This is a genomic window from Limosilactobacillus coleohominis 101-4-CHN (genome assembly GCF_000161935.1).
Taxonomy (GTDB): Bacteria; Bacillota; Bacilli; order Lactobacillales; family Lactobacillaceae; genus Limosilactobacillus; species Limosilactobacillus coleohominis_A.
Map to the genome: position 1 here is coordinate 373,364 of NZ_GG698802.1, position 26,630 is coordinate 399,993.

At 42.6% G+C, this 26,630-nt stretch carries 24 protein-coding genes, 1 other RNA gene and 1 pseudogene; 4 read left to right on the forward strand and 22 right to left on the reverse strand.

From position 1 onward, the window contains the following. Positions 1-152: 152 nt before the first annotated feature. The 9 genes from HMPREF0501_RS01895 to HMPREF0501_RS01925 form a co-directional block, all read right to left on the reverse strand. The gene (locus tag HMPREF0501_RS01895) at positions 153-1,286 is read right to left on the reverse strand and encodes a THUMP domain-containing class I SAM-dependent RNA methyltransferase (RefSeq protein ID WP_006916121.1); all 1,134 of its coding nucleotides are present in this window, start codon (positions 1,284-1,286) and stop codon (positions 153-155) included. Positions 1,287-1,307: 21 nt separating this feature from the next. Continuing rightward, complete coding sequence (locus tag HMPREF0501_RS01900) at positions 1,308-1,766, reverse strand: NUDIX hydrolase (RefSeq protein ID WP_006916122.1); 459 nt, start codon at positions 1,764-1,766, stop codon at positions 1,308-1,310. After that, complete coding sequence (locus tag HMPREF0501_RS01905; protein WP_006916123.1) at positions 1,753-2,922, reverse strand: ATP-binding protein; 1,170 nt, start codon at positions 2,920-2,922, stop codon at positions 1,753-1,755. Before HMPREF0501_RS01905 ends, HMPREF0501_RS01900 begins: the two co-directional genes overlap by 14 nt. A gap of 79 nt (positions 2,923-3,001) precedes the next feature. Then, on the reverse strand, positions 3,002-3,163 hold the full coding sequence (locus tag HMPREF0501_RS09075) for a hypothetical protein (protein ID WP_223206772.1): 162 nt from the start codon (positions 3,161-3,163) through the stop codon (positions 3,002-3,004). Beyond that, a complete protein-coding gene (locus HMPREF0501_RS09080) occupies positions 3,160-3,477 on the reverse strand; it encodes a hypothetical protein (RefSeq protein WP_223206773.1) in 318 nt (105 codons plus the stop codon). Before HMPREF0501_RS09080 ends, HMPREF0501_RS09075 begins: the two co-directional genes overlap by 4 nt. Next, entirely contained in the window at positions 3,477-4,487 is a 1,011-nt protein-coding gene (locus HMPREF0501_RS01915) for a LysM peptidoglycan-binding domain-containing protein (RefSeq protein WP_006916125.1), read from the reverse strand. Before HMPREF0501_RS01915 ends, HMPREF0501_RS09080 begins: the two co-directional genes overlap by 1 nt. 135 nt (positions 4,488-4,622) lie before the next feature. Then, an RNA gene (rnpB, locus tag HMPREF0501_RS08685) (RNase P RNA component class B) lies at positions 4,623-4,996 on the reverse strand. 32 nt (positions 4,997-5,028) lie between these two features. Beyond that, positions 5,029-5,391: a cell division regulator GpsB gene (gene gpsB, locus HMPREF0501_RS01920; protein WP_191975852.1), complete on the reverse strand. Its 363-nt coding sequence runs from the start codon at positions 5,389-5,391 to the stop codon at positions 5,029-5,031. Between the two features lie 105 nt (positions 5,392-5,496). After that, positions 5,497-6,081 (reverse strand): DUF1273 domain-containing protein, encoded by a 585-nt coding sequence (locus tag HMPREF0501_RS01925; RefSeq protein WP_006916127.1) that lies wholly within the window; start codon positions 6,079-6,081, stop codon positions 5,497-5,499. A gap of 107 nt (positions 6,082-6,188) precedes the next feature. Here HMPREF0501_RS01925 and recU point away from each other — a divergent pair, with 107 nt between their 5' ends. Together recU and HMPREF0501_RS01935 are read left to right on the forward strand one after the other, a co-directional pair. After that, positions 6,189-6,824 carry a Holliday junction resolvase RecU gene (recU, locus tag HMPREF0501_RS01930; RefSeq protein ID WP_006916130.1) on the forward strand — a complete coding sequence of 212 codons (636 nt, stop codon included), beginning with the start codon at positions 6,189-6,191 and terminating at the stop codon, positions 6,822-6,824. Continuing rightward, a complete protein-coding gene (locus tag HMPREF0501_RS01935) occupies positions 6,817-9,051 on the forward strand; it encodes a transglycosylase domain-containing protein (protein WP_040455616.1) in 2,235 nt (744 codons plus the stop codon). The genes recU and HMPREF0501_RS01935 overlap by 8 nt, the downstream gene beginning before the upstream one ends. A gap of 33 nt (positions 9,052-9,084) precedes the next feature. On the opposite strand, the gene HMPREF0501_RS01940 is transcribed toward HMPREF0501_RS01935, so the two are convergent. The 13 genes and pseudogenes from HMPREF0501_RS01940 to HMPREF0501_RS01995 all read right to left on the reverse strand — a co-directional run bounded on the left by HMPREF0501_RS01940 (position 9,085) and on the right by HMPREF0501_RS01995 (position 24,509). Continuing rightward, on the reverse strand, positions 9,085-10,224 hold the full coding sequence (locus HMPREF0501_RS01940; RefSeq protein ID WP_006916133.1) for a GDSL-type esterase/lipase family protein: 1,140 nt from the start codon (positions 10,222-10,224) through the stop codon (positions 9,085-9,087). An 80-nt stretch (positions 10,225-10,304) separates the two neighbouring features. After that, entirely contained in the window at positions 10,305-11,324 is a 1,020-nt protein-coding gene (locus tag HMPREF0501_RS01945) for a lipoate--protein ligase (RefSeq protein WP_006916134.1), read from the reverse strand. Between the two features lie 24 nt (positions 11,325-11,348). Further along, positions 11,349-12,755, reverse strand: coding sequence for a dihydrolipoyl dehydrogenase (gene lpdA, locus HMPREF0501_RS01950; RefSeq protein ID WP_006916135.1), 1,407 nt, complete (start codon positions 12,753-12,755; stop codon positions 11,349-11,351). 7 nt (positions 12,756-12,762) lie between these two features. After that, entirely contained in the window at positions 12,763-13,986 is a 1,224-nt protein-coding gene (locus tag HMPREF0501_RS01955; protein ID WP_050755743.1) for a 2-oxo acid dehydrogenase subunit E2, read from the reverse strand. Between the two features lie 195 nt (positions 13,987-14,181). After that, positions 14,182-14,355 (reverse strand): annotated as a pseudogene (locus HMPREF0501_RS09350) (biotin/lipoyl-containing protein); the annotation flags it as partial. Between the two features lie 15 nt (positions 14,356-14,370). Continuing rightward, positions 14,371-15,348 carry an alpha-ketoacid dehydrogenase subunit beta gene (locus HMPREF0501_RS01960; protein WP_006916138.1) on the reverse strand — a complete coding sequence of 326 codons (978 nt, stop codon included), beginning with the start codon at positions 15,346-15,348 and terminating at the stop codon, positions 14,371-14,373. 2 nt (positions 15,349-15,350) lie between these two features. After that, positions 15,351-16,442 (reverse strand): pyruvate dehydrogenase (acetyl-transferring) E1 component subunit alpha, encoded by a 1,092-nt coding sequence (gene pdhA, locus HMPREF0501_RS01965; RefSeq protein ID WP_006916139.1) that lies wholly within the window; start codon positions 16,440-16,442, stop codon positions 15,351-15,353. A 275-nt stretch (positions 16,443-16,717) separates the two neighbouring features. Further along, on the reverse strand, positions 16,718-17,668 hold the full coding sequence (locus HMPREF0501_RS01970; protein WP_081443401.1) for a DMT family transporter: 951 nt from the start codon (positions 17,666-17,668) through the stop codon (positions 16,718-16,720). Positions 17,669-17,805: 137 nt separating this feature from the next. Beyond that, positions 17,806-18,810 carry a DUF1002 domain-containing protein gene (locus HMPREF0501_RS01975; protein WP_006916141.1) on the reverse strand — a complete coding sequence of 335 codons (1,005 nt, stop codon included), beginning with the start codon at positions 18,808-18,810 and terminating at the stop codon, positions 17,806-17,808. 94 nt (positions 18,811-18,904) lie between these two features. Continuing rightward, entirely contained in the window at positions 18,905-19,633 is a 729-nt protein-coding gene (locus tag HMPREF0501_RS01980) for a DnaD domain-containing protein (RefSeq protein ID WP_006916142.1), read from the reverse strand. Positions 19,634-19,782: 149 nt separating this feature from the next. Beyond that, positions 19,783-21,081, reverse strand: a complete 1,299-nt coding sequence (asnS, locus tag HMPREF0501_RS01985; protein WP_006916143.1) for an asparagine--tRNA ligase — start codon at positions 21,079-21,081, stop codon at positions 19,783-19,785. 21 nt (positions 21,082-21,102) lie between these two features. Beyond that, the gene (locus HMPREF0501_RS01990) at positions 21,103-21,621 is read right to left on the reverse strand and encodes a DUF5590 domain-containing protein (protein WP_006916144.1); all 519 of its coding nucleotides are present in this window, start codon (positions 21,619-21,621) and stop codon (positions 21,103-21,105) included. Between the two features lie 47 nt (positions 21,622-21,668). Then, positions 21,669-24,509: a helicase C-terminal domain-containing protein gene (locus HMPREF0501_RS01995; RefSeq protein WP_040455619.1), complete on the reverse strand. Its 2,841-nt coding sequence runs from the start codon at positions 24,507-24,509 to the stop codon at positions 21,669-21,671. Between the two features lie 201 nt (positions 24,510-24,710). Between HMPREF0501_RS01995 and mvk the strand changes: the two genes are divergently transcribed. Beyond that, the gene (gene mvk, locus HMPREF0501_RS02000; protein ID WP_006916146.1) at positions 24,711-25,658 is read left to right on the forward strand and encodes a mevalonate kinase; all 948 of its coding nucleotides are present in this window, start codon (positions 24,711-24,713) and stop codon (positions 25,656-25,658) included. Beyond that, the gene (gene mvaD, locus HMPREF0501_RS02005) at positions 25,655-26,623 is read left to right on the forward strand and encodes a diphosphomevalonate decarboxylase (RefSeq protein ID WP_006916147.1); all 969 of its coding nucleotides are present in this window, start codon (positions 25,655-25,657) and stop codon (positions 26,621-26,623) included. Before mvk ends, mvaD begins: the two co-directional genes overlap by 4 nt. Positions 26,624-26,630: the final 7 nt, after the last annotated feature.

Sequence of the window (26,630 nt, forward strand, 5' to 3'; positions counted from 1 at the left end):
AATAGTATTAACAAAATGGCTAAAAAGGGCTGCAATGAAAGCGTAATCAGTAGAGCGCTATTCTTTTTAGCTGATTACTCCATTTCCTACGAGAATTCTTTCCGAGTAGTTTATTATTTCGAGGGGGGGCTGTGACATAAGTCCCTATAATTTTATCTAATCTTTTTTCCCCAATATTGGAATAAGTCGGTTCGCAATGCCCCATTGTATAGTTTACGACGTTTGGTTGCTTTGGCACCATAATAGTGTTCAAACTCTAAATCAGCCGTCAAAATATACTTACTCCACGAAGTCATTGGTCGGTATAATTCACCCATCTGGCGGTATAATTCATGGACCGTTTCCCGGTCACTCAACCGTTCACCATAAGGTGGGTTTGCAACAATCACACCGTTAATTTCATCTGTTTGCCAATCCTTAACTGCTAACTGCTTAAACGTAATATCATGCGTTAAGCCTGCCGCCTGACTATTTCGTTGGGCAATTTCCACCATCTTTTGATCAATATCATAGCCGTGAATTTCCAACTTAACATCATAATCAGCCTGCGCATCCGCGTCATCCCGAACATCATCAGGTAACCCAGATGGCATCAAATTTGACCATTGCTCACAGGCAAATGACCGATTGATCCCAGGGGCAATATTATGTCCCAGTAATGCTGCTTCAATCGGAATCGTTCCGGAACCACAAACCGGGTCAACAAACGGATTGTCTGGAAACCAGTGGGCTAATAACACTAAAGCAGCCGCCATATTTTCTTTTAATGGTGCACCACCCTTATCCCGGCGGTAACCGCGTTTAAATAAACTTTCACCGGTCGCATCTAAGGTTAGTAGGACATAATCTTTATTAATTGCGACTTCTAATGGATATAACTGACCGGTTTCCGGAAGCTTCGTTCGTCGATGGTAAACCGCCATCATTTTTTCAGCAATTGCCTTTTTGACGATTGCTTGGACGCTGGGAACATTATGCAGCTGGGAGCGATGACTCTTTCCCTCCACCGGAAAAGCTGCATCTAATGGTAACAATTGATCCCACGCCAAAGCCTTCGTTTGTTCAAAAAGGTCATCAAAGGTCGTTGCATCAAATTCACCAACCACAATTTTAATCCGATCAGCCGTCCGTAGCCACAAATTGGTTACCATTACATCACGAATGTTTCCGGTAAAACGAACCCGCCCGTTTTCTACTCTGGTGTCATAGCCCAAGCGACGTAATTCCTTGCCGACAATTGCTTCAATGCCAGCCGCAGCGGTGGCAATTAGTTGATATTCTTGCACAATTCATCCCTCATTTATTGATTACTTCAAATTATTTAAATATTTAACAATGATTGCCCACATTTTTTCATATTGCTGATTAAAAAAGTGGGGTGGCTGATCAGCATCAAAGTATTTTAAACTAGTTGTTTCAGACGGCTTGGTTGCATAATGATGCTGATCATCTAACCGAACTAAATAAAAAGCGTTCACTGGTTGAACCAGATCACCATTTGGGTATTGATACAAATCCTGATCCAGCATCCCTAAAAGCTTTACGGGTTGAACCTTTAATCCAGCGTCTTCCCTAAATTCACGGACCAGCGTTTGGTGAAAACTTTCCCCGTATTCCATATAACCACCCGGAAATCCCCAGTTGCCAGTATCAGCCCGTTCTTGTAATAAGATTTGTCGTTGGTCATTCAATAACGCTCCTGAAGCAGAGGTCATAATCAACGGCATGTGACCAACTCGTTGTCGAAGTTCCTTAATATATGCCATGTTGGCTCCTTTCCCACCATGCTGGTAAATTAATCCTCGCCGTTACCGCACCATTTAATCCGCACTTCATCACTGCCATACCCGTCGCCAAATGATCATTATTTTCATGAGTCCATGGAAAGGCTGCCCATTCTTGCGGCGCCGCTAAATGATGAACAATCAAATTGGCGAACTGTGACCGCAATTCACTCGGTAAATCTAATGGTGATTGAGTGGTGATAATTAACGCTAAATTTAGCTTACGCCCTTCCCGCGCAATTTGAAAAATACCATTATTTTTCAAATCACCATTTGTTGGCAGGTAGCGATGGGCTTCATCAATGACAATTTTAACCGGTAACTGATCAGTAGTAATCCGTAAACGTTCGTTTAATAAATGCTTCAACAGGATAGAAATAACTGTACCCTGCACTGCCTCATATTGTTTCAATGGGGATAAATCAATCACCAACGTCTGATGGTCAGCCGGCTGAGTTAAAAACATCCGTAAAATATAATTTAATTCAGTTAGCGGGCCATCCTGCTGCCCCGTCCCAAATAATGATTGAAACGCTGGTTGAGCAATTTGGGTTCGTAATTTCACTAGTGATGACCATAGTTGACGAATCTGCTGATAATCATATTCTTGACCACAAACATCATAATTTGCCCGGTGATCAGCAAATGGTACCATCAATTCCTCAATTATTTGCTGAGCAAGCAGCTTTATCGGATACGACGAACTCCAGTCAGTCAACTGCGCCACTTGTTGCAGGTATTGATTGATTGGATAATTAATCTTTTTAAAGATTTGCAAAGTCCCTTGAAGATTTTGCTTGATCCGTAATGAATTCATTGCTTGGTTCAGTAGTTGAGCAAGCGAAAGTGGTAAACCAGTAATGCGTAATAACTCAGTTGCACTGAATTGTCCAGCATCAAGATAGGCATTGCCCCCGAGTCGGTAGACCACCGCATTTGGTAATCGGGTATATTCACCCGTTGGGTCTAACACGATCACCGTTCCAGTAGTTTGCTGCAACTGGCTCAATAATGATAGCGTGGTCGTCGTCTTGCCACTTCCGGTTTGACCGGTAATCAACAGGTGGGACCCGGTAAGTTCCGCTACAGTTGGTACCTGTTTTAAACTACTGATTGAACGCGCAAAACTCCTCATCATTAATCCTCCATCATTAATCCATTATGAACGAAAATAGCCAGAATAACAAACGTCATTCTGGCTATTTTAAGTCGCTTGTCTAGCGAAGTTGTTCAAACGTCGTATTTTTACGATCGATTCCTTGACCGGCATTCGCAATCTGATAAGTAAAACTTCCAGCATACATCTTCTTGCCCAACACGAGGACCCGATTATACTGCCACCGTGAATTGTTACCAGATTGCGATTTAGAGAGTGTCAAATGGCTTCCCTTTGCCAAATACTGCCAGGTGCCGTTTTTACTCTCCCCATTTTGTAAATGGTTTGGAAATCACGATCGTTGGCATTTGCTTTGAGCGCTTTGTCCTTATCTGCTGTCACGACCACTTGATCAGTATTTTTAGAAAACGCCATGTACAATTTATTATTTCCATTGACACTCGTATATTGGTAGACATGTCCTGGAACTGCACTAGCGACCCGGTGAGTTCCAAATAGATAACCGCCCACTAAGATCACAACAATGGCAATAATCACACTAATGGTAATTTTCTTTTTTCGTGTCCACATCTTCATTAGTCGTCATCCTCATCATTATCGTCTTGTGAGTCTACCTGTTGACTATCATTATTCTGGTCCTGATCACTGGAACTTTCATGATCACTAGAAGATGAATCATCAGAGTCTTTCTTCGTGTAGACAGTAACTTCACCATCTTTGTAGTCGACAACTGCATCTTTTTGGTCATCATCCAGGTGCTTCTTAATGAGGCGTTCTGCCTTCTTAAACTTTCCCTTTGCGACCGCTTTATTAATTGCTTCAGCATCATCATCTAAATCAACGGTTTTTAGATGATCGGCATCATCTTCGTCGTATTTAGTAAAACTCAAATTGTCGTCATTATCATCCGCAGCATTACTTAAATCATCTGCTAAATCATCAGCATCTGTTGGCGCCTTGGATGATTTAGTAGAAGACTTCTGATGATGACTAGTCGAGCTATTGTTGGTACTCTCGTTATCATCTTTGGCATCACTACTGGTTTCATTATTAGTTGATGATTGATCATTACTAGAATCATTGTTAGTCGTCGTGGTATTAGTACTGTTATCGTTATTAACCGTCACTTTTGGGCTGACTACAAATTTAACGTTCTTGGGGCCGTTATTGATTGTTGTTTTTGAAATGACAACCTGGTTAGGATCACCGACAACATGATAGTTTTCTGGTACATTACCGTTCCGATTCAAAATCAGCGTTTGCCCAGCGTAAATCAAATTAATATTTTGAATATGATTATCATAAGCTAATTTTGCAACCGAAATCCCTGTTGCAGCAGAAATTCCTGACAAAGTGTCGCCCCACTGCACAATGTACTTAGTGCCATTGAGATCATTAGTATTAATATGCTGCATTGCCATATTGTCAGAAATTTGTTTTGGGGTATTTGCAACCCAATTGGTGATATCAGCCTGTTCTTCAACACTCCCATTGACCGTATCAGCCATTACAATTGGCACCAAAAATGTGGAGCCATCAAGCACCGCACTCATTAACAAGGCGGAAAGTTGTTTTTTACTAGTCATTACTTGATATTCCTCCCTACAGTAATCAAAATATCACAAATTTAGTGTACTGCTCCTCTGGTTGAGTTTCAATAATTTTATTAATAATTGCGAATACAAAAAAAGCCCGGAAAACCGGGCACCTGAATTGCAAACTTCTGTAGGCCATGTTTTGTCAAAGTATAATCGTCAGGCACAAATTATACAGTGGTAATCATCTATCTCAGCGTCAAAGACACTCCCCTGGAATCACTTCAATTTGTTATCCAAAGCTCCCCGACCGTAGTTTGGGTTTACCGCTTGAGGGGTTTACCGCGTTCCATCAGAATTGTTTCCAATCCTGCTTCGTCACTGTGGCACTTTTCAGGAATACTAGGGCATAGCCAAAGCCGTAGCCGCTTTTTCCGCCGTCACCGAAAATCGGTGCCCCGCCTTATCGTTTCAGCGAGCACAAACACTACGAGCATCGCAGCTCGTGCGAGCATGGACCTTCCTAACACAACAATTGCTGTGCTCGATTACCCAAAGTCTGCAAATTATTTCAGATTTTTGCGGATCTCAATTAAAGAAGGTGTGAATCGTTATCGTCGTTATTTAGTTGTGAGCCAAACACCCGACGTTCCAAGTTGGATAGCCGCTTTAAAATATCCATATTAGTGGCATTGGATACCGGCTGACTATTGGTTGGTGCACTGGCACCAATAGAAGAACCAACCTCAACTTGACGGTTAAGTTCGTCAACTTTTGCTTTGAGCCGTTCATTTTCGTCTTGAAGGGACTGAACAGTCTTATTAAAGGTATCATAGTCTTTAATGACGTCATCTAAGAATGAATCGACATCATCAACATCGTACCCCTTCCCAATGCTTTTTTCTTTAAATTGCTTATGCAAAATATCTTGTGGCGTAAACTTAATGTTATCCAACCTAAACACCTCAATCTATAAATAATCCGACAACATATTATTCTAGCGGACTTCCTTTATAATTACAAGTATCATGCGCCAGAAACTTAAAATCTCAATAAAAAATTAATAATCCGGATTTTGCTCCTCATTTAACTCCATTGCTGCTTCCTGGAGTTCATCAAAATCAATCGTGGTTAACTGGTAGTCATGGTTCTCTTGATATTTAATCGCGGCCCGATAGTCCCACGAAGGCTTACTGACTTGTTCGCTCTCGGACTCCCGATCAACATCAAAAACCGTAAGTAATTCATCTGTATGCTCAAGCATAAATCGTTGATAATTCTGTAATTGCTGTGGTGATTGGTACGGCTGATTGCTGACTGACGCATGAAAATCAACCCGTTGCACAGTCGCCATTAATTTTTCTTGATTCTCTGCTTTCCAACGCGCAGCCACCTGTGCATAAGGGTCCATAATTGAGGTTTTCAACTGGGGATAAGTTTTCTTGAGCTCATGAGCAACTTCAATTCCCCACCGTTCAACCCCCATTTGCGGTCCACTAATGACCCAAAATTCATCTGAATGGTTGTTTAGACGCTCAATGAGCGCTTTTTTTAAGACATTTTTAATAACCTTCACTTTCGGGTCATTGTCCTGAAAAACGCTTAACTCGTAGGCCCGATAGCCAGTTATCCAGACACGATACACTTCAATTCCTCCATATTATGATTAACTATTGAATGTATTTTTTATTTCTCTTGAATGTATTTTTTATTTCTCTGGTATAATAGCACGTAGTCAAGGGAGGAGCCATAATGAGTATTCACTATCCAAGTGGACAGGGGCCACACCTTCACCGGACAAAACTGGTGAATCATTTACCCGCTCCACGCCAATCTTCATATAGCAAGCGTGGAATGTCCTTGGAAAAAGAAATTAACGAAAGCAATCAATACTACCGAGCCACCCACCAAGCGGTAATTCATAAAAAGCCAACCCCCATTCAATTGGTAAAAGTTGATTACCCAAAGCGAAGTGCTGCAGTAATCAAGGAAGCCTACTTCAGACGACCTTCAACAACTGACTATAATGGGGTCTACAAGGGTTATTACATTGACTTTGATGCAAAGGAAACCCGCAATAAACGATCATTCCCGTTGAAGAACTTTCATCAACACCAAATTGATCATTTGATGGCATGTGTTAAGCAAGGTGGTATCTGCTTTGCATTCATTAAATTCACCACTTTGGATTTGCTATACTTATTACCGGCAACCAAACTTTTTGCCTACTGGCAAGACCAACAAAATGGCGGAAAAAGTTCAATTACTCTGACCACCATTAAAAAAGATGGCATTCCCGTCAAATATGGGTTAAATCCACGGCTCCAATACCTACCAGCCGTTGATCGGTTAATTGCCATCTATAAAAAAGGAGAAAAGAATGAATAATGACGAATTTCCCAGCCGTCGCCAAAATGATGAGCTGGAGGAAAGCACTAGTCGCGGACCGCTGATCAAAAAAGTGCTCCTGTGGGCCGTGGGAATTATCGTTTTACTAATTATTGCGGGAGCTGTCCTCTTCTTTTACTGGGCATCCAGTGCACCCAAAATCAATCGAAGTGAATTAGCTAGTCAATCCACCACAACGATTTACGATGCCAACAATAAAGTGGTTTCCCGTTTGGGAGCCCAAAAACGGCAATATGCTAAATCAAACGAAATTCCAACAACTTTAAAACACGCTGTGGTTGCGATTGAAGATCGGCGCTTTTATAAAAATCACGGGGTTGACCCAACACGGATTGTTGGGGCGGCCTTAAATAATGTGTTCCACCATTCTGATGGGACGCAGGGTGGTAGTACCCTCACCCAGCAATTAGTTAAGCTTTCCGTCTTCTCAACAGCTGCTTCAGATCGAACTTTTAAACGTAAGGCCCAAGAAGCCTGGCTAGCAATTAACGTTGATCGAAACTTTTCAAAGAATGAAATTTTGAAGTTTTACATCAATAAAGTCTACATGGGAAACGGGGTCTACGGAATGAAGACCGCGGCTCAATACTACTACGGTAAAAATCTAAATGAATTGTCATTGGCCCAAATGGCCATGTTGGCGGGAATTCCACAGTCACCAACTTACTACAACCCGGCGGTAAGTGATACTAAAGCCGCCACAATCAGGCGTAACCAAGTTTTAAATGCCATGGTGCGAAGCAAGTATATTAGTCAGTCCCAAGCGAACAGCGCTAAATCAGAAGCCGTGACCGATGGTTTAGACAAAACGCACGGCAATACTAAGTCAAATGATGTTAACGTTAAGGAACCCGTTATTGACGCCTACGTCAAAGAAGTATTGGCCCAACTAGAACAAAAGGGTTACAACCCCCAAACCGACGGACTTCAAGTGCACACCAACATGGATCTTGGCGCACAGAATAAATTGTATGATGCCGCAAACAATTCCGTCTCTTTCCAAAGCAGTCAAATGCAGACTGGAGTGGCGGTTACTAACCCTCGTAATGGTCAAATCGTTGCCATGCTAGGTGGTCGGCATACCGGAAACATTGTATATGGTTTGAACCGAGCGGTCCAAACTAACCGTTCTTCTGGTTCTACTGCTAAGCCGCTGATGGATTACGGTCCGGCAATTGAATATCTGAATTGGCCAACCTTCTACACCTTGCGCGATACTAAGTTTGTTTGGCCGGGAACCAATACTGAGCTTCACGACTTCGATAACAAGACCAAGGGAACCATGACCATGCAAGACGCACTGGTTCAATCCCGAAACATTCCTGCTATTCGGGCCTTACAAAAGGTCGGCATCTCTCGGGCAACAACTTTCTTGAACGGATTAGGAATTTCCCAGAAGAAGGCCTTTACATTGAATAACGGGATCGGCTTATATGTTTCACCACTACAAGTTTCAGCAGCCTACGCTGCCTTTGCAAATGGTGGGACTTATTACAAACCTTACTACATCTCATCAATCACTACTCAGGATGGCAAGACCATTAACTATGGGAAACATGGTAAACGTGCGATGAGCAAGGCGACAGCATACATGATTACCTACATGCTCAAGGGTGTCATTGACAGTTCCGATGGTACGGGGACCGCTGCCCACATTAGTGGTGTCCACCAAGCCGGCAAGACCGGGACCACGAATTATCCTTCTGGCCATAGTCAATCTGGGGTTATGGATTCATGGATGGCTGGGTATACGAAGAATTACTCAGTAGCCATCTGGACTGGTTATGATCAACCAATGAAGAATTCAATCTCAAGTGCTTATGAAAAGTCCGCGATCTTACTTTACCGCGCAATTATGGAATACTTAGACGGTAAGAACCACGCCAGTGATTGGCGAATGCCTGATACCGTTGAAGCGGTTCTTTATCGTGGACGGCGTGGCCTTGTTGTTAAGGACTCTAAGTGGGCGCTTGAATACACTGCCATCGACGATAGTGATAGTTCATCTAGTTCTTCAAGCAGTGAAAGTTCTAGTTCGAGCTTATCCTCTTCCGTCAGTTCATACTTCGAAAGCAGCAGTAATAATTCCTCCAGTGCTGCTAGTTCATCTGCTACCGAAGGCAATAACAATGGTAACGGTGGTGCTACTGGAAATAATACTGAAACATCCGGAACTGGACAAAATTCAGCTCCAACAACTCCATAATTATAGAAAACAGTCGCTAATGCCAAGATGGTATTAGCGACTGTTTTTCTTTTCATTTAACCAATTTTTAACCTGTGGAATCAACAGTTTAGCAATTTCTTGACCGCCTGCTGGTGACCAGTGCAGATGATCACCAAAATCGTATTTGGTCAACAAATTATCGTGGGCATCACGGAGTTGACGTGCTCCATCGACAATCCATGACCGCTGACGCAACCATGCATTAATCGTTCGCCGTTGGCTGGTAATAATTTGCTCTGCCGGTAAGGGATCAGGTAAATCAAATAAACGGAATGGTGCAATGGTAGTTGTTAATACTTTGCTTTGTCGAGCACGACAAATGGCAGCCAGTTCTTGATATCCGCTGATAATTTCTTGAGGGGTTACGTTTTGTTCTGCCATCGTTTTGCTATAAAACGGCAAAATCAGATCGTTTGTCCCGATGATAGCAATGGTCATATTAGGCCGCAACGTTGATTTCTGAAGACGTTTTAAAAGGCTGCGCCCAAAAGTTTCATATAATGGTTCTTCCATTGGTGCATCATGACAGAGCTGATTACCAGAAATCCCAGTTTGCAACCAACAAAGTTGATTTGGATTAGATTGATTGAAATTACGAATCAGTTCGGCGACCACCATCCCGCTTTCAACTAGTGAGTCACCGGTAATCTCAACGTATACAGGGTTAATTGACGAGGATACCTCCAAGCTTTCTAAACTGAACCACCCTTTGCGGTTCCGCCATCGCTCCGTGAGCGGCGGAATGAAATCACTCTGCCGTGAAAGGGCCGCATTGGTAAGCATTGTTTGATAAGTCGAAGCAAAATCAACATACTCCTGAGGATGATTTGCAATCATCTTAATGTAGACAGGTTGACCAACCTTGATTGGAAATGTTACTGGATCCGTCCGAATGACACTATGTTCTGGAATTATAATTTGCGGTTGATAATGAGAGGTTATTTGTTGCGCAGCTGTAAAATGCGGTGTGCTTGCCACCTGCACGTCGTCAAATAATAACACGTGCCGACCAAAGCGATTAGTTAATTTCAGGCGCATTTGGTTCCCACTAATTGTCGGCGTTACCTTAACCACTTGGCATAATTCATCATAATGAAACGGCAATGCACTCATATCATGTGTTGCTTGATAATGACTTGGCACCCACTGCATTCCTCACCCCTCCATTCATTATTACATCAATGGGCTCCAGTGTTTGGCAAAACCAAATTCTAGAGCCCATGAGTTTATTATTAATGCTGTTCAGCAATTAAATCAATCACATCCGCTTGGGGAATTCCCATAAAGTACTTGTTTAAATCAAACTGGTTTAACGCTGCTCGGATAGCTGCGGGTTCATACCGCAAGCCTTTGATTGCCGCTTCCAAATCTTGGACATTGGCAGTCCCAAAGAAATCACCATAAATTTTTAGGTTTTTAACTAAACCATCTTCAATTAAGAAGCGGGCATCAATCGTACCACTCGTAAAGTGGTGTCGTTTCTTAACCGTAAATTCAGGTGATTTACCATAGACCCAATCCCAATTTTTATACAATTGCTTTTCAATTTTATCAATTGCAGCGTTATCTTCGGTGGTCAAATGATATTCATTTTTCTGAGCCGCTTTTAAGGTATCGGTATGGTAAATGTGCTTAATTAATTCATCCCGAAATTCCATTGTCGTTAAATCCTGATATTCCGGTTTCAGATACTGCATGATATTGGTAACTCGTGAACGAACGGACTTAATGCCCTTCGAAGCAATTTTATCCTTTGGCACCCGGAGTGCATGCGCAACCAAATCAGTATTTACGTTGTACATTAAGGTTCCGTGAGAGAACGTTTTCCCACCACGGGTATACATCGCGTTACCAGAGAATTTTTTACCGTCCACCACGATGTCATTACGACCCGTGACTTCAGCTCCGGTACACCCCATTTCATGCAAGGCGTCGACAACTGGTTTAACGAGGTCTTTAAAATCACCAAACCGAATTTCATCCGCTGGTACCACAAAACTAAAACATAGATTACCAAGGTCTTGGTACATTGCTCCCCCACCGGAAAGCCGCCTGGTAACCGTTACCCCATGTTCCTCACAATATTGTTGATTGATTTCTTCGAGGGTATTTTGATTCCGCCCAACAATAATACAATCTTGCTCGATGTAGAACAACATAAATGGTGGCTTAATTCGGTCACTATTCATTAAATATTGTTCAGTAGCTAGATTACGACGAATGTCATGACTTTTCATTGCTAAATATTGCATTACTTTAATTCTCTTTCCATTGTATTAAATATTCGTTGGCATCCCAAGACCAACATCAGCACTATCCATAATTGCTTCAGAAAGTGACGGGTGGGGATGGACAGTTAAAGCCACATCTTCAACCGTTGCACCAGATTCAATCGCTAGTGTAAGTTCACTAATCAAATCAGAGGCATCCGCACCGACAATTTGAGCACCCACGATTTGTGACTGGTCTTTGGTAAAGACGAGTCGAACAAAACCATCTGGCGCGTGCATAGAAACTGCCCGGCCATTAGCAGAGAATGGGAACTTTGCTGATTTAACATCCAAGCCCTGATCCTTAGCTTCGGCAACGGTCAATCCAGTCGTCGCAATTTCTGGATCAACATAGCAAACCGCCGGCATTGCTCGATAATCAACCACTGACTTTTGACCGGCGATTGCTTCAGCCGCAACCTTGCCTTCATAACTAGCCTTATGCGCAAGTGCGGCTCCGGCAACAATATCACCAATCGCATAGATGTTATTAATGTTGGTCCGTCCTTGGGCATCGACATTAATTAACCCCCGTTGATCAGTTTGAATGCCAACCTGCTCTAAACCGATGTCCTTGGTATTTGGTCGCCGACCAACTGCAACACAGACATTATCAGCATTAACGGTTTCTTCCTTGTCATTTAAGGTATAGGTTACAGTAACCCCATTGCCATCATCAACCGCTGATTTTGCCATGGCATTTGTAACAATGGTGACGCCCCGCTTTTCAAGGTTCGTTTGCGCAATCTTAACAACATCCTTTTCATAATTTCGCAGGATGGCGTCAGTTCCTTCTAAGATGGTAACGTGGGTCCCAAAGTTGGCATATGCTGATGCTAATTCACAACCGATATAGCCACCACCAATGATTACTAACTCTTTTGGCTGTTGTTGAAGCTCTAACAAACCTGTCGAATCAATCACCCGGCCGTTAAACTTAAATCCTGGAATTTCGATTGGATGGCTGCCTGTCGCGATAATTAAGTTCTTGAAGGTATAGGTTTGTGCACTATCACCCTTCATGACCCGTAAACTATGTTGATCTTTCAAAAAGGCCCGTCCGTGAATCACGTCAATCTTATTTTTCTTAAAGAGGTAAGCCACCCCATTGGTCATTCGTTGAACAACTGAACCACGATATCCTTGGACCTTTGACCAATCTAAATCAACATCACTAGCAGCAACTCCTTCATCTGCGGAATGCAACGTAGTTTGATAATCATGCGAAACTTGGATTAACGCTTTTGAAGGAATACAACCAACCCGTAAGCAAACTCCGCCGAGCTGATCATTTTCTTCAATTACTGTTACCTTTTGGCCTAACTCGGCAGCATGAACCGCAGCAACGTAACCACCAGGACCAGAACCAATCACAACAGTATCTAAATCAATTGGAAAATCACCTACAACCATTATTCAATCATCCTTCCATTAACAGTAATTCTGGATCTACTAATAATTCCTTTAACCGGTTCATTGCCCGTTGTGCAGTTCCACCATGAATGATGCGATGATCAACAGCCAGTGAAAGTTTAAGCACTTTAGCAATCTTAACCTGATTATTTTCGACAATTGGTTCTGGAGAAATCTTCCCCATGCCTAAAATCGCTACTTCAGGCCAATTAATCAATGGGGTAAAGAAGCCACCACCAATAGAGCCAATATTCGTAATTGACATTCCGGTGTGTCCCATGTCATCGGCACTTAACTTACCATCCTTGGCCTTTGCGGTATTCGCCGAAATTTGCCTGGCGATCGCAAATAAGCTGCGTGAATCAGCATGCTTAACATTTGGTACAAACAGGCCACGATCAGTATCCGTAGCAATTCCCACATTGATGTAGTCACGGTAGTTAATAGCGTGATTATCCATGTCAACAGTAGCGTTAAAGACTGGGAATTCCTTCATAATTACCGCTAATGCCTTGGTCATATAAGCCATGAAGGTTAAATGAACACCATGTTCCTTCGCCAATTCCTTATATTTCTTACGGTGATCCCAGAGCTTATCCACATTAACTTCATCAAAGAGATGAATCATTGGAATTTCTGATGACGACTTAATCATTGCCTTCGCCGTTGCTTTCCGCACTGGTGTCATCTTCTCAGCGTGCGTTGGCCATGCGCTATCCGCACTTACCGGAGCAGGTTTAGCTGATGCTGTTTCATTGGAAGTGGTTGACGCGACAGTATCTGATGATGGCGCCTTCATGAATGCTTCAACATCACTCTTCAAGATTTGACCATGACGACCAGTTCCCTTGACAGCCGTCAATTGAACGTCATTATCACGGGCAAACTTACGAACTGCAGGCATTGCCAAAACCGGTACAGAGTGGTCAGCTTGAGCAGGAGCAGTTTGATTAGTATCGTTCGTTGAAGCAGCATGAGGCTGCGGAGCTGAAGTACTTGTAGTATCTGAACCACTAACGTTGCCCAACCCTTTAGCTACCGAAAGCTTAACGAGTGGTTGACCAACTTCGGCTGTCTCATCTGGTTGAACCAAAATTTCCAGCACCGTTCCGTCAACGGGTGATGGTAATTCTTCGACAGATTTATCGTTTTCGATTTGAACGAGATCATCGTCCTTTTTTATGGTATCGCCAACTTTGACATGCCACTCACCGACAGTTCCTTCAGCCATGCCTTCACCAATATCCGGTAGTTTAAATTCATAAATGTCCTGACCAGCGGCACTATTATCATCTTGCTTGGGGGCTGCAGGTTTTGTAGCTGGCGTTGCCGTTGCATCAACATTACCGAGTCCATCAGCAACCGTCATTTCTACTAATGGTTGACCAACTTCAGCAGTCTCATCTGCTGGGACAAGAATCTTATCAATCGTTCCATCCACGGGTGACGGCAGTTCTTCGACGGACTTATCATTTTCAATTTGAACGAGATCATCGTCCTTTTTAATGGTATCGCCCTCTTGGACATGCCATTCACCGACAGTCCCTTCAGCCATTCCTTCACCAATGTCTGGCAATTTAAATTGGTATTTCTCACTCATTCTTTGTTCACCTCATTAAAAATTAACGGTTTCTTTAACGGCATCAACAATGTCTTGCGTATTTGGCAACCATGCCGTTTCACCTTGACTAAATGGATATGGCGTATCTGGCGCTGCCACCCGTTTAATTGGGGCATCCAGTGATAAAATCCCCTTTTCCGCAATTAGGGCAGCTACTTGAGCACTAACGCCAGCTTGACGTTGCGCTTCTTGAACCAGAACCGCCTTACCAGTCTTTTTCACGGAGGCAAGAATTGTGTCTTCATCTAATGGGGCAATCGTTCGCAAATCGACAACTTCCGCATTAATGCCCTCCTTAGCCAGTTGATCGGCAGCCTTAAGACTCGCTTGAACCATGTAACCATAAGTGATAATTGAAACATCGGTTCCTTCCCGCTTTACGGCCGCTTGATCCAGCGGTACTGTATAGGCATCCTCTGGAACTTCTTCCTTTACAGAACGGTATAACTTCATGTGTTCCAAGAAAATAACCGGATCGTCAGAACGAATGGAAGAAATCAAAAGTCCTTTGGCATCATATGGGCCACTTGGAACAACCACTCGTAATCCTGGAACTTGTGCAACCAACCCTTCAAAACTGTCAGAATGCAGTTCTGGAGTGTGTACACCACCACCAAATGGTGTTCGAATCGTGACTGGGTACTTCCTTGATCCGCCCATTCGGAACCGTTCACGAGCTAATTGTCCAGCAATTTGATCAAATGCTTCAAAAACAAAGCCCATAAATTGAATTTCCGGAACGGGACGGAAGCCTTGCATTGCCAAACCATTGGCTAACCCAATGATGCCGGATTCAGCTAACGGCGTATCATAAACCCGATCTTTTCCATACTTTGCTTGCAAGCCATCGGTAGCTCTGAAGACACCACCATTTTTACCAACATCTTCACCAAAAATTTGCACCTGATCATCATGGGCCAATTCTTCATCTAGGGCGTTGGTAATTGCTTTAATCATTGTTAATTTAGCCATGATTACTTGCCCTCCTTTGCTGTATATTCATCAATTTGTTTTTGAATTGCTGGTGGTGTTTCCACAAATTCATTCTTAAGGTATTCAGTTACTGATTCCGCTGGTTGAGATTCAACTTCATGAATGGCGTCATCAATTTCTGCTTCAACTTCTTTTTCGTAGGCTGTTTCTTGTTCTTCACTCCAGATCCCTTTGGCGGTTAGGAATTTCCGCATCCTAGTTAACGGATCCTTAGCATGCCAAGCATCTTCCTCTTCCTTAGTCCGGTAGCGCTTTGGATCATCACCTGATAAAGTGTGGGGACCGTACCGATAAGTCAGCGTTTCTAGCATGACTGGGCCATTTCCAGCAACAATGTAGTCACGCGCCTGCTTAGCTGCAGTATAAACCGCCAGGGCATCCATTCCGTCAACAACCACACCAGGAATACCAACAGCCACCGCTTTTTGTGCCAAAACTGGCGCAGCCGTTTGCAATTCCCGTGGTACAGAAATTGCATAAAGGTTATTTTGAACTATGAAGAGGGCTGGGGCTTTGAATGCGCCCGCAAAGTTCATTCCTTCGTAGAAGTCACCTTGCGAAGTTCCACCATCACCAGTATAGGTATAAGCAAACGCCTTGCTGCCCTTCTTCTTTAAGCCAAGCGCGACTCCAGCAGTTTGTACATACTGGGCACCAATAATAATTTGTGGCGGCATCGCATTCAAATCTGCCTCATACTTATTACCATTAACCATGCCTTTGGACCACATAAAGGCCTTGGCAAGTGGCAAACCATGTTTAACTAGTTCCGGAACATCACGATAACCACCGAGCAGGTAATCATCCTTCGTCATGGCGTAGTTGGAAGCCATCTGACTAGCCTCTTCACCAGCAGTGGGTGCAAAGAAGCCAAGTCGCCCTTGGCGGTTAAGCTTGGTCGTCCGGTCATCAACAATCCGTGACCAGATCATTTGTTTAAATAGGTCTACCAGTTGATCATCCGTTAAATCAGACATCATATCCTGGTTCACAACTTCCCCGTTTTCGTTCAACACCTGCAGTGTTTGGTATTGTGGGGTGTGCTTTAATTTTTCAAAATCTAATTGAACCATTTGTTTGCACTTCCTTAATAATTGTCTAAGTTGATAACGCTTACATATAGTATTCTACATCTTTTTTTATATTATTCAATTTTGTGTACATTTACACGGTAATTACTATGCACACTACCCGGCTACGTTGTTGTTAAACCAACGAATCCAAGATGAATTTATTTTGTAATTAGCAACTTTGCTCAATTGTGAACTTCTGGACCAATTGCTGATTTGATTTAACAAAGGATAAAAAAGCGCGGCCTGGAAAACCAGACCGCTTAGATTAGCTTATTTTAATAGTGAAAATCAGCTTCATCATCATTTAGTTCAGGAGCAACAGCAGTGTTTTCACGCCGACCACGTTGAAGAATGTAGATTGCAACAATCACAATTAAGATTCCGCCTGCTTCGACCCAGTTCATATTTAAGTGGAAGAAAATAACACTCAAAATACTGGTCGTAATCGGTTGTGCTGCATCCATAATACTAATTACGTCAGATGGAGCAATTCGCGAAGCATACAGTAACATTCCAAAAGGAATAATGGTCCCAAAGAGCATTACCGTAGCAACTGAAGAAACCAGAGTTACTGTCAAGTGAGGTGGATTTGCCCAAAATGGTCGAAAGCAATTGAAGAAGATTCCAGCAATCATCGTTCCCCAACCGAGGACTACTAATGGTGGATTCTTGGCAGCCGCTTTCTTGGGTAAAACAACATAGAAAGCAGCAGTAATTCCTGAACCGAGTCCCCACATCAAAGAAATAAATGGTACTGCTAAGTGAGAAAAATCTCCCCGGGTGATGCAAAGGAAGACCCCTAATAATGCCAGAATGAACGCAATCAAATCACTCCGCATTGGCATTTTACGTTGAAAAATGACCGAACCAAGCACGATGAACAACGGTGAGAGGTACTGCAAAATTGTTGCAGTGGATGCGTTCCCGGTTTGGATTGCGTAGTAGAAGGTCAACAAATTAAACGCTAACCCAAAAATCGCGTAAGTAAATACCGAGATCAAACTGGTCCGATCCTTAAAGACGTTGAAAATTTGTCCTCGGTATAAAAAGGCACTAATCATTAGTAAAATCAATCCGGTAAAGAACGTCCGCGTCGATAGCATCCATGAGGCTGGAATGGCCAGATTTTGTGAAATTAATTGTAGAACCGTTCCTGAAATCCCCCAACTAAACGACGCCATGGCCGCCCAGAGAATCCCTTTTCTGACTTGGTTATGATTTGTCAATTGTCTTTCTCCTTATTCAATATAAGTAATATCTTATCATGAATTATGAAGTCACTTGACTTTTTAGCAAAAATACTCATAAAAAAAGCTTTGTCACTAATTTGACAAAGCTTTTTTAAATAATAATGTTCAATTACTTAATTAAAGAAAGAACGAACCCAGTTTACCAACCGTTGGAACCAGTTTGAAGCTTGCTGCTCAGCTTGCTTGGCAGAATCACTATTCGCCCACTGCTTAGCTTTATTCATCAAATTGCCGCTTGAATTTTTAACATTGTTAATTGTGTTAGTGACGTTATTAACGTATGTCTTACTTGAGGAAATCGGTGAATTTTGGAAAGTAACTAGAGAATTAGCAATCTTATTTTGTTGGCGCGTTGACGTTTGATCTTCAATTCCCCGCTTTTCCAACGCGTCATTCAACATCTTTTGAATATCCTGTTTAGTGGCTAACTCCCCACTATTCTGTTTCTTTTGGGCAATCTGCTTAGAAACATCACCAACGGCGGCCATTAATTTACCAGCATAGTTCTTATCATCCGAATTTGCATCAATAGCTCCTTGTGTAGCATCCATAACTGAGTTAGCCGCACTGGTGTTTTGAGGATTTAGTTGGTGTCCATCCGCTGCAAATGCTTTGTAAACACCTGTCAATGCCGACTCGCCAGAAACAGGACGGTTAGCGGTAACATTAATTGTAATATCCGTTACTCCAGCCATTTGTGCAACCATCGCATACTGTTGCGCAGTGACTTTGGTAATGTTTGACTTACCATTATACTTACGAATATTAACTTTAACACCTGAACCAGGATCAGTCGGCGCAATCGATACTGATGAAATCATCGCGGCATTCGTCGTCGATGAATCATTGCCAATATACTGTTGATAATCAGCCGCTGTCGCCGTTAATTTCTTAAAAGACGAATCAACATCCATCGTATCATTTAAGTCACTATAAACACTTTGGGGTGCCCCAGCACCATAAACAACATAAGATGATGAGAGAGTGGATGTATTTGATTGACTACTTGCGCTCACCGATTGCTGGTCAGCCATTACCGCTTGTGTTGGCAGGCTGGCAATCCCCACCACCGTAGTGGCTAATAACGCTAAGGAAATAATTTTAGTTGTGGTTTTCATGATTTATCCTCCACATTTTTTATTAAGCTAATTATACAACGTTGCCTAGTAAAAATACTGAAAGCTACTAATTCTTAAAAACTTTTGGCGGAATTTATGAATTATTAGAATCCGTATTATTTAATTTGAAAATTGGAATTTTTTGTCCTGATGGTTGGACCCCGTGCTGAGTATTACCACTTGAATAGTGATGTTGTTCATCAAATTGTTTCATTGCCACTTTCACCGCTTGTGGAGTTTTAAGATTTTGTCGCGCCCAGTTACTCAAAATCCGATCCATATATTTAAAATTATACTTCCCATTTAAGACGGTCTCCCGTAAAGCTAACTTAATAATTTCAATATCATAATGATCCTGATCCAGCCAGTCGTTCACTAAACTCATTTCAATCGGGTTTAACAAACGCCCAAATTCCGTCTCTAAAGTTGCAAATAACTCTTGGCGCTGATTCTTCGTTTGTTGCTGGTGAGTGGTTGTCGTTTGCTGCTCAATTAAGCGCTGCAATTTATGTAGTAATGGAGCAAAATTATATTCCATACTCTCTTTGCCATCAGTACTTTTTACCATTTTTTGGACCATCAAATGATCCTTGATCATTTGATTAATTAGATCATAAACTTGATCTTCCGTCGTCCCTAAATGACGGGCAATTTGGCTGACCGCAGGATCACCTTGGCCGCGATCAATGTAAGAACGCAATTCAATGTAAACCATTAATTCCGCCGTCGTCATCCCAATTTCATGGTAATGGTGGAGAAGCAAGTTACTAACCGCGGTCGTGCCTGCAGCAACATACTTTTCCATGAAGGATTGTTGAGCCATTATAAAACTCCTTTCGGTTAATAAGATGATTTCAAGCCTAGTTCAGTAATACGGAAACGAGTCCCAAAGGACAACCATCGTTGAACTCTGGGACTCGATGTGTAATTAATAATCTACTCTAAATGGTATCGGCCTTGGTCTGTTGAAATTTATGGGCGCAGACGGTTCAACATCCGTGGGAATGGAATATTTTCCCGAATATGGTCTTGAAGAGTAACCCATGAGAGGAACCGTTCTAGTCCCATTCCAAATCCAGAGTGTGGAACTGAACCGTACTTCCGCAAGTCGTCATACCAGCCATAATCTTCCTTACTCAAACCATTTTCTTCTAGTTTAGAAGTAATGTATTCGTAGTCGTATGACCGTTCAGAACCACCGATAATTTCACCATAACCTTCCGGTGCTAATAAGTCCGCACAAATAACTTGCTGTGCATCCTCAGGATCTGTTGGCATGTAGAAGGCCTTAATTGACCGTGGATAGTTCTTAATGAAGACCGGTTTATTAAATTGGTCGGCAAGGAACGTTTCTTCTGGCGCACCAAAGTCATCACCATACTTCACATCCATGCCACCCTTTTGCAGCATTTCAATCGCTTCTTTATAAGTGATCCGCGGATAAGGTAATTCAGTAAATGGCTTCAAGCTTTCAACGGAGCGACCAACCATTTCAAGTTCTGTTGGGCACTTATCAATCAAGTCCTGAATTAAGTAAGCAACGTACTGCTCTTGGATTTCTTCACTTTCTTCTTCATGACACCATGCCATTTCAGGTTCAATCATCCAAAATTCCGTCATGTGCCGCCGGGTCTTGGACTTTTCCGCCCGGAAAGTTGGTCCCATTGTATAAATTCGCCCTAAGGCCATTGCCCCTGCTTCACCATACAGTTGTCCAGACTGGGACAAGTAGGCATCTTCATCAAAGTAATCGACATTAAAGAGTTCCGTCGTTCCTTCTGGTGCACTAGAAGTCAAAATTGGCGCATCAAATTGCGTAAAACCATGCTTATCAAAGAACTCCATTGTGGAAAGCTTCACCTGGCTCCGAATCCGCATCAAAGCCCATGGCTTCCGCGAACGTAACCACAAGTGACGATGATCTAACAAGAAATCAATCCCGTGTTCCTTGTTACCAATTGGGTATTCATCACTTTGTCCAACAATTTCAAGATCGTTGATATGAATTTCATAGCCAAACTTGGACCGCTTGTCTTCAGCAATTTCCCCGGTAACCACAAAGCTAGTCTCAGGGTGTAAATCATGCTTAGCAGCTTCAAAAGTTGCTTCGTCAACATCATTTTTTCGAATAATTCCTTGGAAAAATCCAGAACCATCCCGCAATTGCAAAAACGCAATCTTACCACTGGACCGCTTATCAGTTAACCATACACCAATCTTAACCGTTTCCCCGACATGCTGGGGAGCTTGACTAATTGTAATTGTCTCCATTAAATATCCCTCATTTCAAAATTATAAGTTATTAATTTTTTGTACAAATTTACCATTATGGAAATTAATTAAATCATAACATAACGCACCCTTTGAATTAACATAAGTAACTTCCCAAACCACTTTATTATTAAAGTAACCGGGAGCCGTTCTGAGAATTCGTCGGGGCCGTTCATTTGCCTTGACCTTGGCAATTGCCTGTTGACTATTAAGTCCCTTGGCCTGATTAACAACCGTAATGTGACCACCCTTGGCAGGAATGATCACGAGCACTTGACGCCGGTGCTGGTTTTGACCAGCTACCGTATAGTAAGTCTTTTCACGATTATACACGTAGAAACCTGTCGGTTGATCCACCTTCGCGTACTTCCTAGCCAGTGCATATGCCTCATGACGAGCTTGACTGCGGGGGTGGTTGGCAATTGCAAATGAAATCCAGCACACTAAAATAATTCCCAAGATCGTTAACACAATCCGCCGGAATAGGCGCATTCCATTAATGCGATTTTGCTTTTTTTGAACATCTCGCCGACTTTGCATTGCTTTTCCCTTTCTCAACAATTTAACAACTTTAATATTATAGCAAATTAATTACCATTTGTATGTTGTTGACAGTGTTTTAAGAATTTTTTTGTCTTTGTAGCAATTTGACGAGTGGCAACCTGTTCCACCGTCAGATCTTTTGGCAAAGCATTCAGAATACTTCGACCATAACGTCGTTGTGCTAAACGTGAATCTAATACCACCGCGACTCCATAATCTTGGGGAGTTCTTAAGAGGCGGCCAATTCCCTGGCGTAAGCGAATCGTTGCTTTGGGCAAAGCTGAATTATAAAAGGGATTCTTCCCTTGTGATTGCAGTAGCTGATGTTCTGCTTTCGTAAACGGCTCATCGGGCGCGTCAAATGGTAAACGGGTCACGATTAGTAATTGGAGTTGTTGGTTTGGTAAGTCAATTCCTTCCCAAAAACTATTTGCACCCATTAAAAGCGAGTTGGTTCCAGTTGCAAATTGCTTCAACAATTTTTCACGATTACCATTGATCCCTTGTGCTAAAATGTCACGTTGATTAAACAAATCAGTTTGCCGAAGCAGTCCATAAACTTGTTCGATCGTTACTAATGAATTAAACAAAACCATCGTTTGACATTGGTTTTCCTGGGCAATTCGATAAATGCTTTGTGCCAGATAATTGATATACTCATTCTCATTTTGATAATCCGGCATTACGGAATCAGTGGCGACGTATAACCGTGCATTTTGCTGATAATCAAAAGTTGAAGCGAAACGCTTGCTTTTAACCTTCTGCGGATCTAAATCTAATTGCTGGTAAAGATAGTTTAACCGGCCGGAAGTGAAGAGCGTGGCCCCAACAAACAGCTGCCGATAGAAATAGGCATACACATTTTCTCGTAAGTAATGGTTTGCAGCTAACAGACCACCAGATAGGCGAAGAGTACTCCGTTCGCTGGACTGACGAACATTGAGCCAGTACACTGCCGCATCATTTTCATCTCGTAAGTTTTGGCCAACAAGCCGAAAATGTTCATCAATGTGCGTTAGGACACTCATCTGGCTGCCAACCTGATTCATTACATACCGATCGCTACTCAACCAGCTTTCGTTACGCGCTTTAAAGAGATGTTCTAAGGCTGTGAAATGTAATTTTAGGCTCGCCAGAGCTTGCTCTAATCGCATCATTAACGACTGATCTGGTGATAGCAACTCATACAGATCATGATTGTCAACGACCTGTTCGATAAATTCATCACCAGCCGTAATCTTGGTTTGATTGAGCATTCCGTATAATGCCTCTTGAATATCGTCTAACGCTGCCCGAAATTCATGTAAATCAGCCCGCATAAGTTCAAGATTATATTGACCCAGCGGCAATTTAGCGAACAACTTAGTTAAGCCTTGCTCGCTTTCGGCTTCAGTCAAGGTCTGTAATTGGTTAATGGCGACCGCCGCCCGTGAAAAACTAATTTCATCACGTGAATTTTGGAGAACACTTTCACTCAAGTGCTGAGCCTCATCCACTACCAAGTACGTTAATGGGCTGGTTGCACCTAACTCTTGAGCATGAGCAACTAAATAGGAGTGATTAGTGACAATGATGTTAGCCGTCGCTAATTTTTTCTGTCGCCGTACCAAAAAATCGTTCCGATAAAGCGGATCATCCTTAGTTAGCGAAGCAACTCCATGGTGACGAATTTCTGTGAAGAATGGTGACCGCTGGGAATTAAGGTTTAATTCGTCTAAATCCCCCGTAGTAGTTTGTAGTAGCCATACCAAGATTTGCGCTTTGATCATCTGAACCAGTTGTGAATCGTCATGGACACTTAACGAGTGCACAAATTTACTCAAATTTAAGTAATGGGAATTCCCCTTTACTAGCACCGCAGTCGTGTGAAAAGGCAAGATTTGATTTAATTGATCCACTGGTTTAGAGATAAGCTGCTCTTGCAAAACATTCGTTGTAGTACTAATCACAATTTTATGGCGTGGATAGGTTAAGTAGCTCAATGGCAGTAGATAACCAAGGGTTTTCCCCATTCCAGTACCTGCTTCAATCACCAATTGATTATTTCCATCACGACTAAAGTGATTATAAATGGCGTTCATCATTTTCGACTGAGCAGGCCGATATTCTAGCTTTTGCTTAAACAGTCGTTCCTTCTGGCGTTTTGTTCGTGGGTAGTGAATCGTCGGTACTGTTTCCGGAGCAATTGGTCGTTCTTTTCGCAAAGCGACTCCGCCACTAATGTATAAATGATCAGCTAACGGAAGTGGGTGCTGATTACGCTCATCCAATTCCCGTTGAAAAAGATTAGCCGTTTGAAATGGCAACTGCATTTCCATCTTCACTAACGTTTGTAAAGTAACTGTCGGCAAAGCACGTAATTTAGCCAAAAGATCCTTTAGTAACACACCAGTTGCCTCAGCATCAGAAACCGCACTATGCGGATGATCATGTTCAATATGCAAATAGCTAGTTAAATCACGCAGTCGGTAACTTTTGGCTGTGGGCATTAAAATCTGACTGAGCGTAACGGTATCAATGGCGGAAATCCGTAAGGGATCCCTACCTACCCGCGTCAATTCATGGTTAATAAAGGGAAAATCGAAGTTAACGTTGTGCGCAACAAAGATGGTCCCACTCAGCAAGCTTTCCAGAGTTGGAGCGATATCTTCTAATAAAGGTGCTTTACTAACGTCCTTATCAGTAATCCCGGTTAATTGTTGTACGCTTCGCGGAATCTTCATTAATGGGTTGATTCGAGTTTCAAACTGGTTAATAATCTTTCCATCTTGGATCATCACTAGCCCGACTTGGATAATCCGGTCGCCGCTTTTGACACTGGTCCCTGTTGTTTCTAAATCAACCACGGAATAAATTGGTCCTCTTTTCCGCTGCTTCGTTTTCATGGTCCAAATCACCTACGATTAAATTAATGATTACGTGGGATTGACACTTTCCGTAAAAGTATCTTTTCTTATCATACTATGGAAAGTTTAACTTGACCATTCCCAAGAAATATTAAGGTTCCGCAAAAATTCACCGCGCGAATCAAAATAATGGTAAAATGGAATTTGGACTTTTTTAGAAAGCAGGTTGATGTTTTTACCATGCAAAAAAAGGGAATTGGTAACAGTCACGCCAAAATTATCCTGATGGGCGAGCATAGCGTTGTTTACGGGCAGCCTGCAATTGCTCTCCCCCTCCCAAATGTGACCACCGAGGTCGTCATGATCGGTAATGATAATCATGAACAAATAATTGAAAGTCGCTACTTTTCTGGTCCGGTGGCAGAACTGCCGCAAGCCATGAGTGGAATTGCTAAATTGATTAAGGAATTAGTAATCCACTTTGCAGGCCAAGCGGATGGTTGGACAATGAAAATTACTAGTGACATTCCAGCTGAACGAGGCATGGGATCCTCGGCTGCCTGTACCGTAGCCATTATTCGCGCCATGTTTGACTTTTATGACCAGTCACTCGATCGTCAAAGCCTTCTTCGCTGGGCGGACGTTGAAGAAAAGGTCACTCACCGTAGTCCCAGCGGACTAGATGCTGCCACTGTTAGTTCAGCCAACCCAGTCTGGTTTAAAAAGGGTGCCAAGGGCACACCAATTAGCTTGAATCTTGAGGCAACCATGGTCATTGCAGACACCGGAATTAAGGGTGCGACTAGAGAAGCAATTCAGACCGTCAAAGACAAGCTCCAGCATCAACCAAAGGCTGCACAACAACTAATCGACAAATTAGGACAGCTGACTGAAGAAAGCCGTGATGCAGTCGCCAATAATCAGGCTACCCGGTTAGGTGAAAAACTCACTGCTGCCCACCATGCCCTTGATCAGCTTGGCGTAAGTGATCCAAAACTAAACCAACTTGTTACGACGGCACTAGCTAACCATGCTTTAGGGGCAAAATTAACTGGTGGCGGGCGTGGTGGCTGCATGTTTGCCATTACCAAGTCAGCGTTAGGTGCACGAAAACTTGCCAGCATTCTCAAAGAACATGGCGCAGTGGCCACTTGGATTCAACCCTTTAATAAAGGGGTAACATCATGAAAGCAAGTGCACGGGCACATACGAATATTGCCTTAGTTAAGTACTGGGGGAAAAAAGATCCCCAACTAATCATTCCACAAACTGATTCATTATCACTAACCCTTGATAAATTCTTCACCGACACCACGGTGGAATTTATTGAATCATTAAAGCAGGATGAACTCATTATTGATGACCAGCCAGTGGCACCACAAAAAATGGCTAAAGTGACGGCGGTCCTGAGTCAAGTTCGGTCTTTAAGCCATCAACATTATTTTGCCAAAGTAATTTCACAAAATAATGTACCAATGGCAGCCGGTTTAGCGTCATCCGCATCTGCCTTTGCAGCATTGGCACTAGCAGCAAGTACAGCTGCTGGATTACATTTATCACCACGCGATTTATCGCGGTTAGCCCGCCGCGGATCTGGTTCGGCAACCCGTTCCATTTTTGGTGGTCTGGTGGAATGGCACGCTGGTGTAGATGATGCTAGTTCTTATGCAGAACCAATTATGGAACAAGTCGATTTTGGAATCGAAATGATTGCCATCTTAATTGACACTAAGCAAAAAAAGGTCTCTAGTCGTGGTGGAATGCAATTATCAGTCACTACATCACCATTTTATCCAGCGTGGCGAAAAGTGGTTGCGGACGATATGCAAGCCATGAAAACAGCAATTTCCAAACGGGATATTAATCAGATGGGACATATTGCTGAAGAGAATGCGATGCGGATGCATGCGTTAACCATGTCTGCAGATCCGGCATATACCTATTTTGAAGGGGCCACTATTAAAGCCATCAATCTGATTAAAGGCTTGCGAGAACAAGGAATAAACTGCTATTATACGATGGATGCGGGTCCTAACGTCAAAGTAATCTATAACCACCAGGACCGTCAACGAATTATTGATAAATTAGCTCCGGTGTTTGGTAAGGATCACTTAATCATTGCTCAACCAGGACCAGGAGCTCACTTAATCTAACATGGGG

Bases quoted from the DNA above. Each gene is read 5' to 3' on its own strand.
- HMPREF0501_RS01955 (WP_050755743.1), bottom strand. From the start codon at position 13,986: ATGGCTGAAGGAACTGTCGGTGAGTGGCATGTCAAAGTTGGCGATACC.
- HMPREF0501_RS09080 (WP_223206773.1), bottom strand. From the start codon at position 3,477: ATGAAGATGTGGACACGAAAAAAGAAAATTACCATTAGTGTGATTATT.
- HMPREF0501_RS01945 (WP_006916134.1), bottom strand. From the start codon at position 11,324: ATGCAATATTTAGCAATGAAAAGTCATGACATTCGTCGTAATCTAGCT.
- HMPREF0501_RS01915 (WP_006916125.1), bottom strand. From the start codon at position 4,487: ATGACTAGTAAAAAACAACTTTCCGCCTTGTTAATGAGTGCGGTGCTT.
- pdhA (WP_006916139.1), bottom strand. From the start codon at position 16,442: ATGGTTCAATTAGATTTTGAAAAATTAAAGCACACCCCACAATACCAA.
- HMPREF0501_RS01935 (WP_040455616.1), top strand. From the start codon at position 6,817: ATGAATAATGACGAATTTCCCAGCCGTCGCCAAAATGATGAGCTGGAG.
- HMPREF0501_RS01960 (WP_006916138.1), bottom strand. From the start codon at position 15,348: ATGGCTAAATTAACAATGATTAAAGCAATTACCAACGCCCTAGATGAA.
- HMPREF0501_RS01900 (WP_006916122.1), bottom strand. From the start codon at position 1,766: ATGGCATATATTAAGGAACTTCGACAACGAGTTGGTCACATGCCGTTG.
- mvk (WP_006916146.1), top strand. From the start codon at position 24,711: ATGCAAAAAAAGGGAATTGGTAACAGTCACGCCAAAATTATCCTGATG.
- HMPREF0501_RS01990 (WP_006916144.1), bottom strand. From the start codon at position 21,621: ATGCAAAGTCGGCGAGATGTTCAAAAAAAGCAAAATCGCATTAATGGA.
- HMPREF0501_RS01995 (WP_040455619.1), bottom strand. From the start codon at position 24,509: ATGAAAACGAAGCAGCGGAAAAGAGGACCAATTTATTCCGTGGTTGAT.
- HMPREF0501_RS01980 (WP_006916142.1), bottom strand. From the start codon at position 19,633: ATGGCTCAACAATCCTTCATGGAAAAGTATGTTGCTGCAGGCACGACC.
- HMPREF0501_RS01975 (WP_006916141.1), bottom strand. From the start codon at position 18,810: ATGAAAACCACAACTAAAATTATTTCCTTAGCGTTATTAGCCACTACG.
- HMPREF0501_RS01905 (WP_006916123.1), bottom strand. From the start codon at position 2,922: ATGATGAGGAGTTTTGCGCGTTCAATCAGTAGTTTAAAACAGGTACCA.
- asnS (WP_006916143.1), bottom strand. From the start codon at position 21,081: ATGGAGACAATTACAATTAGTCAAGCTCCCCAGCATGTCGGGGAAACG.
- HMPREF0501_RS01940 (WP_006916133.1), bottom strand. From the start codon at position 10,224: ATGCAGTGGGTGCCAAGTCATTATCAAGCAACACATGATATGAGTGCA.
- mvaD (WP_006916147.1), top strand. From the start codon at position 25,655: ATGAAAGCAAGTGCACGGGCACATACGAATATTGCCTTAGTTAAGTAC.
- lpdA (WP_006916135.1), bottom strand. From the start codon at position 12,755: ATGGTTGTAGGTGATTTTCCAATTGATTTAGATACTGTTGTGATTGGT.
- recU (WP_006916130.1), top strand. From the start codon at position 6,189: ATGAGTATTCACTATCCAAGTGGACAGGGGCCACACCTTCACCGGACA.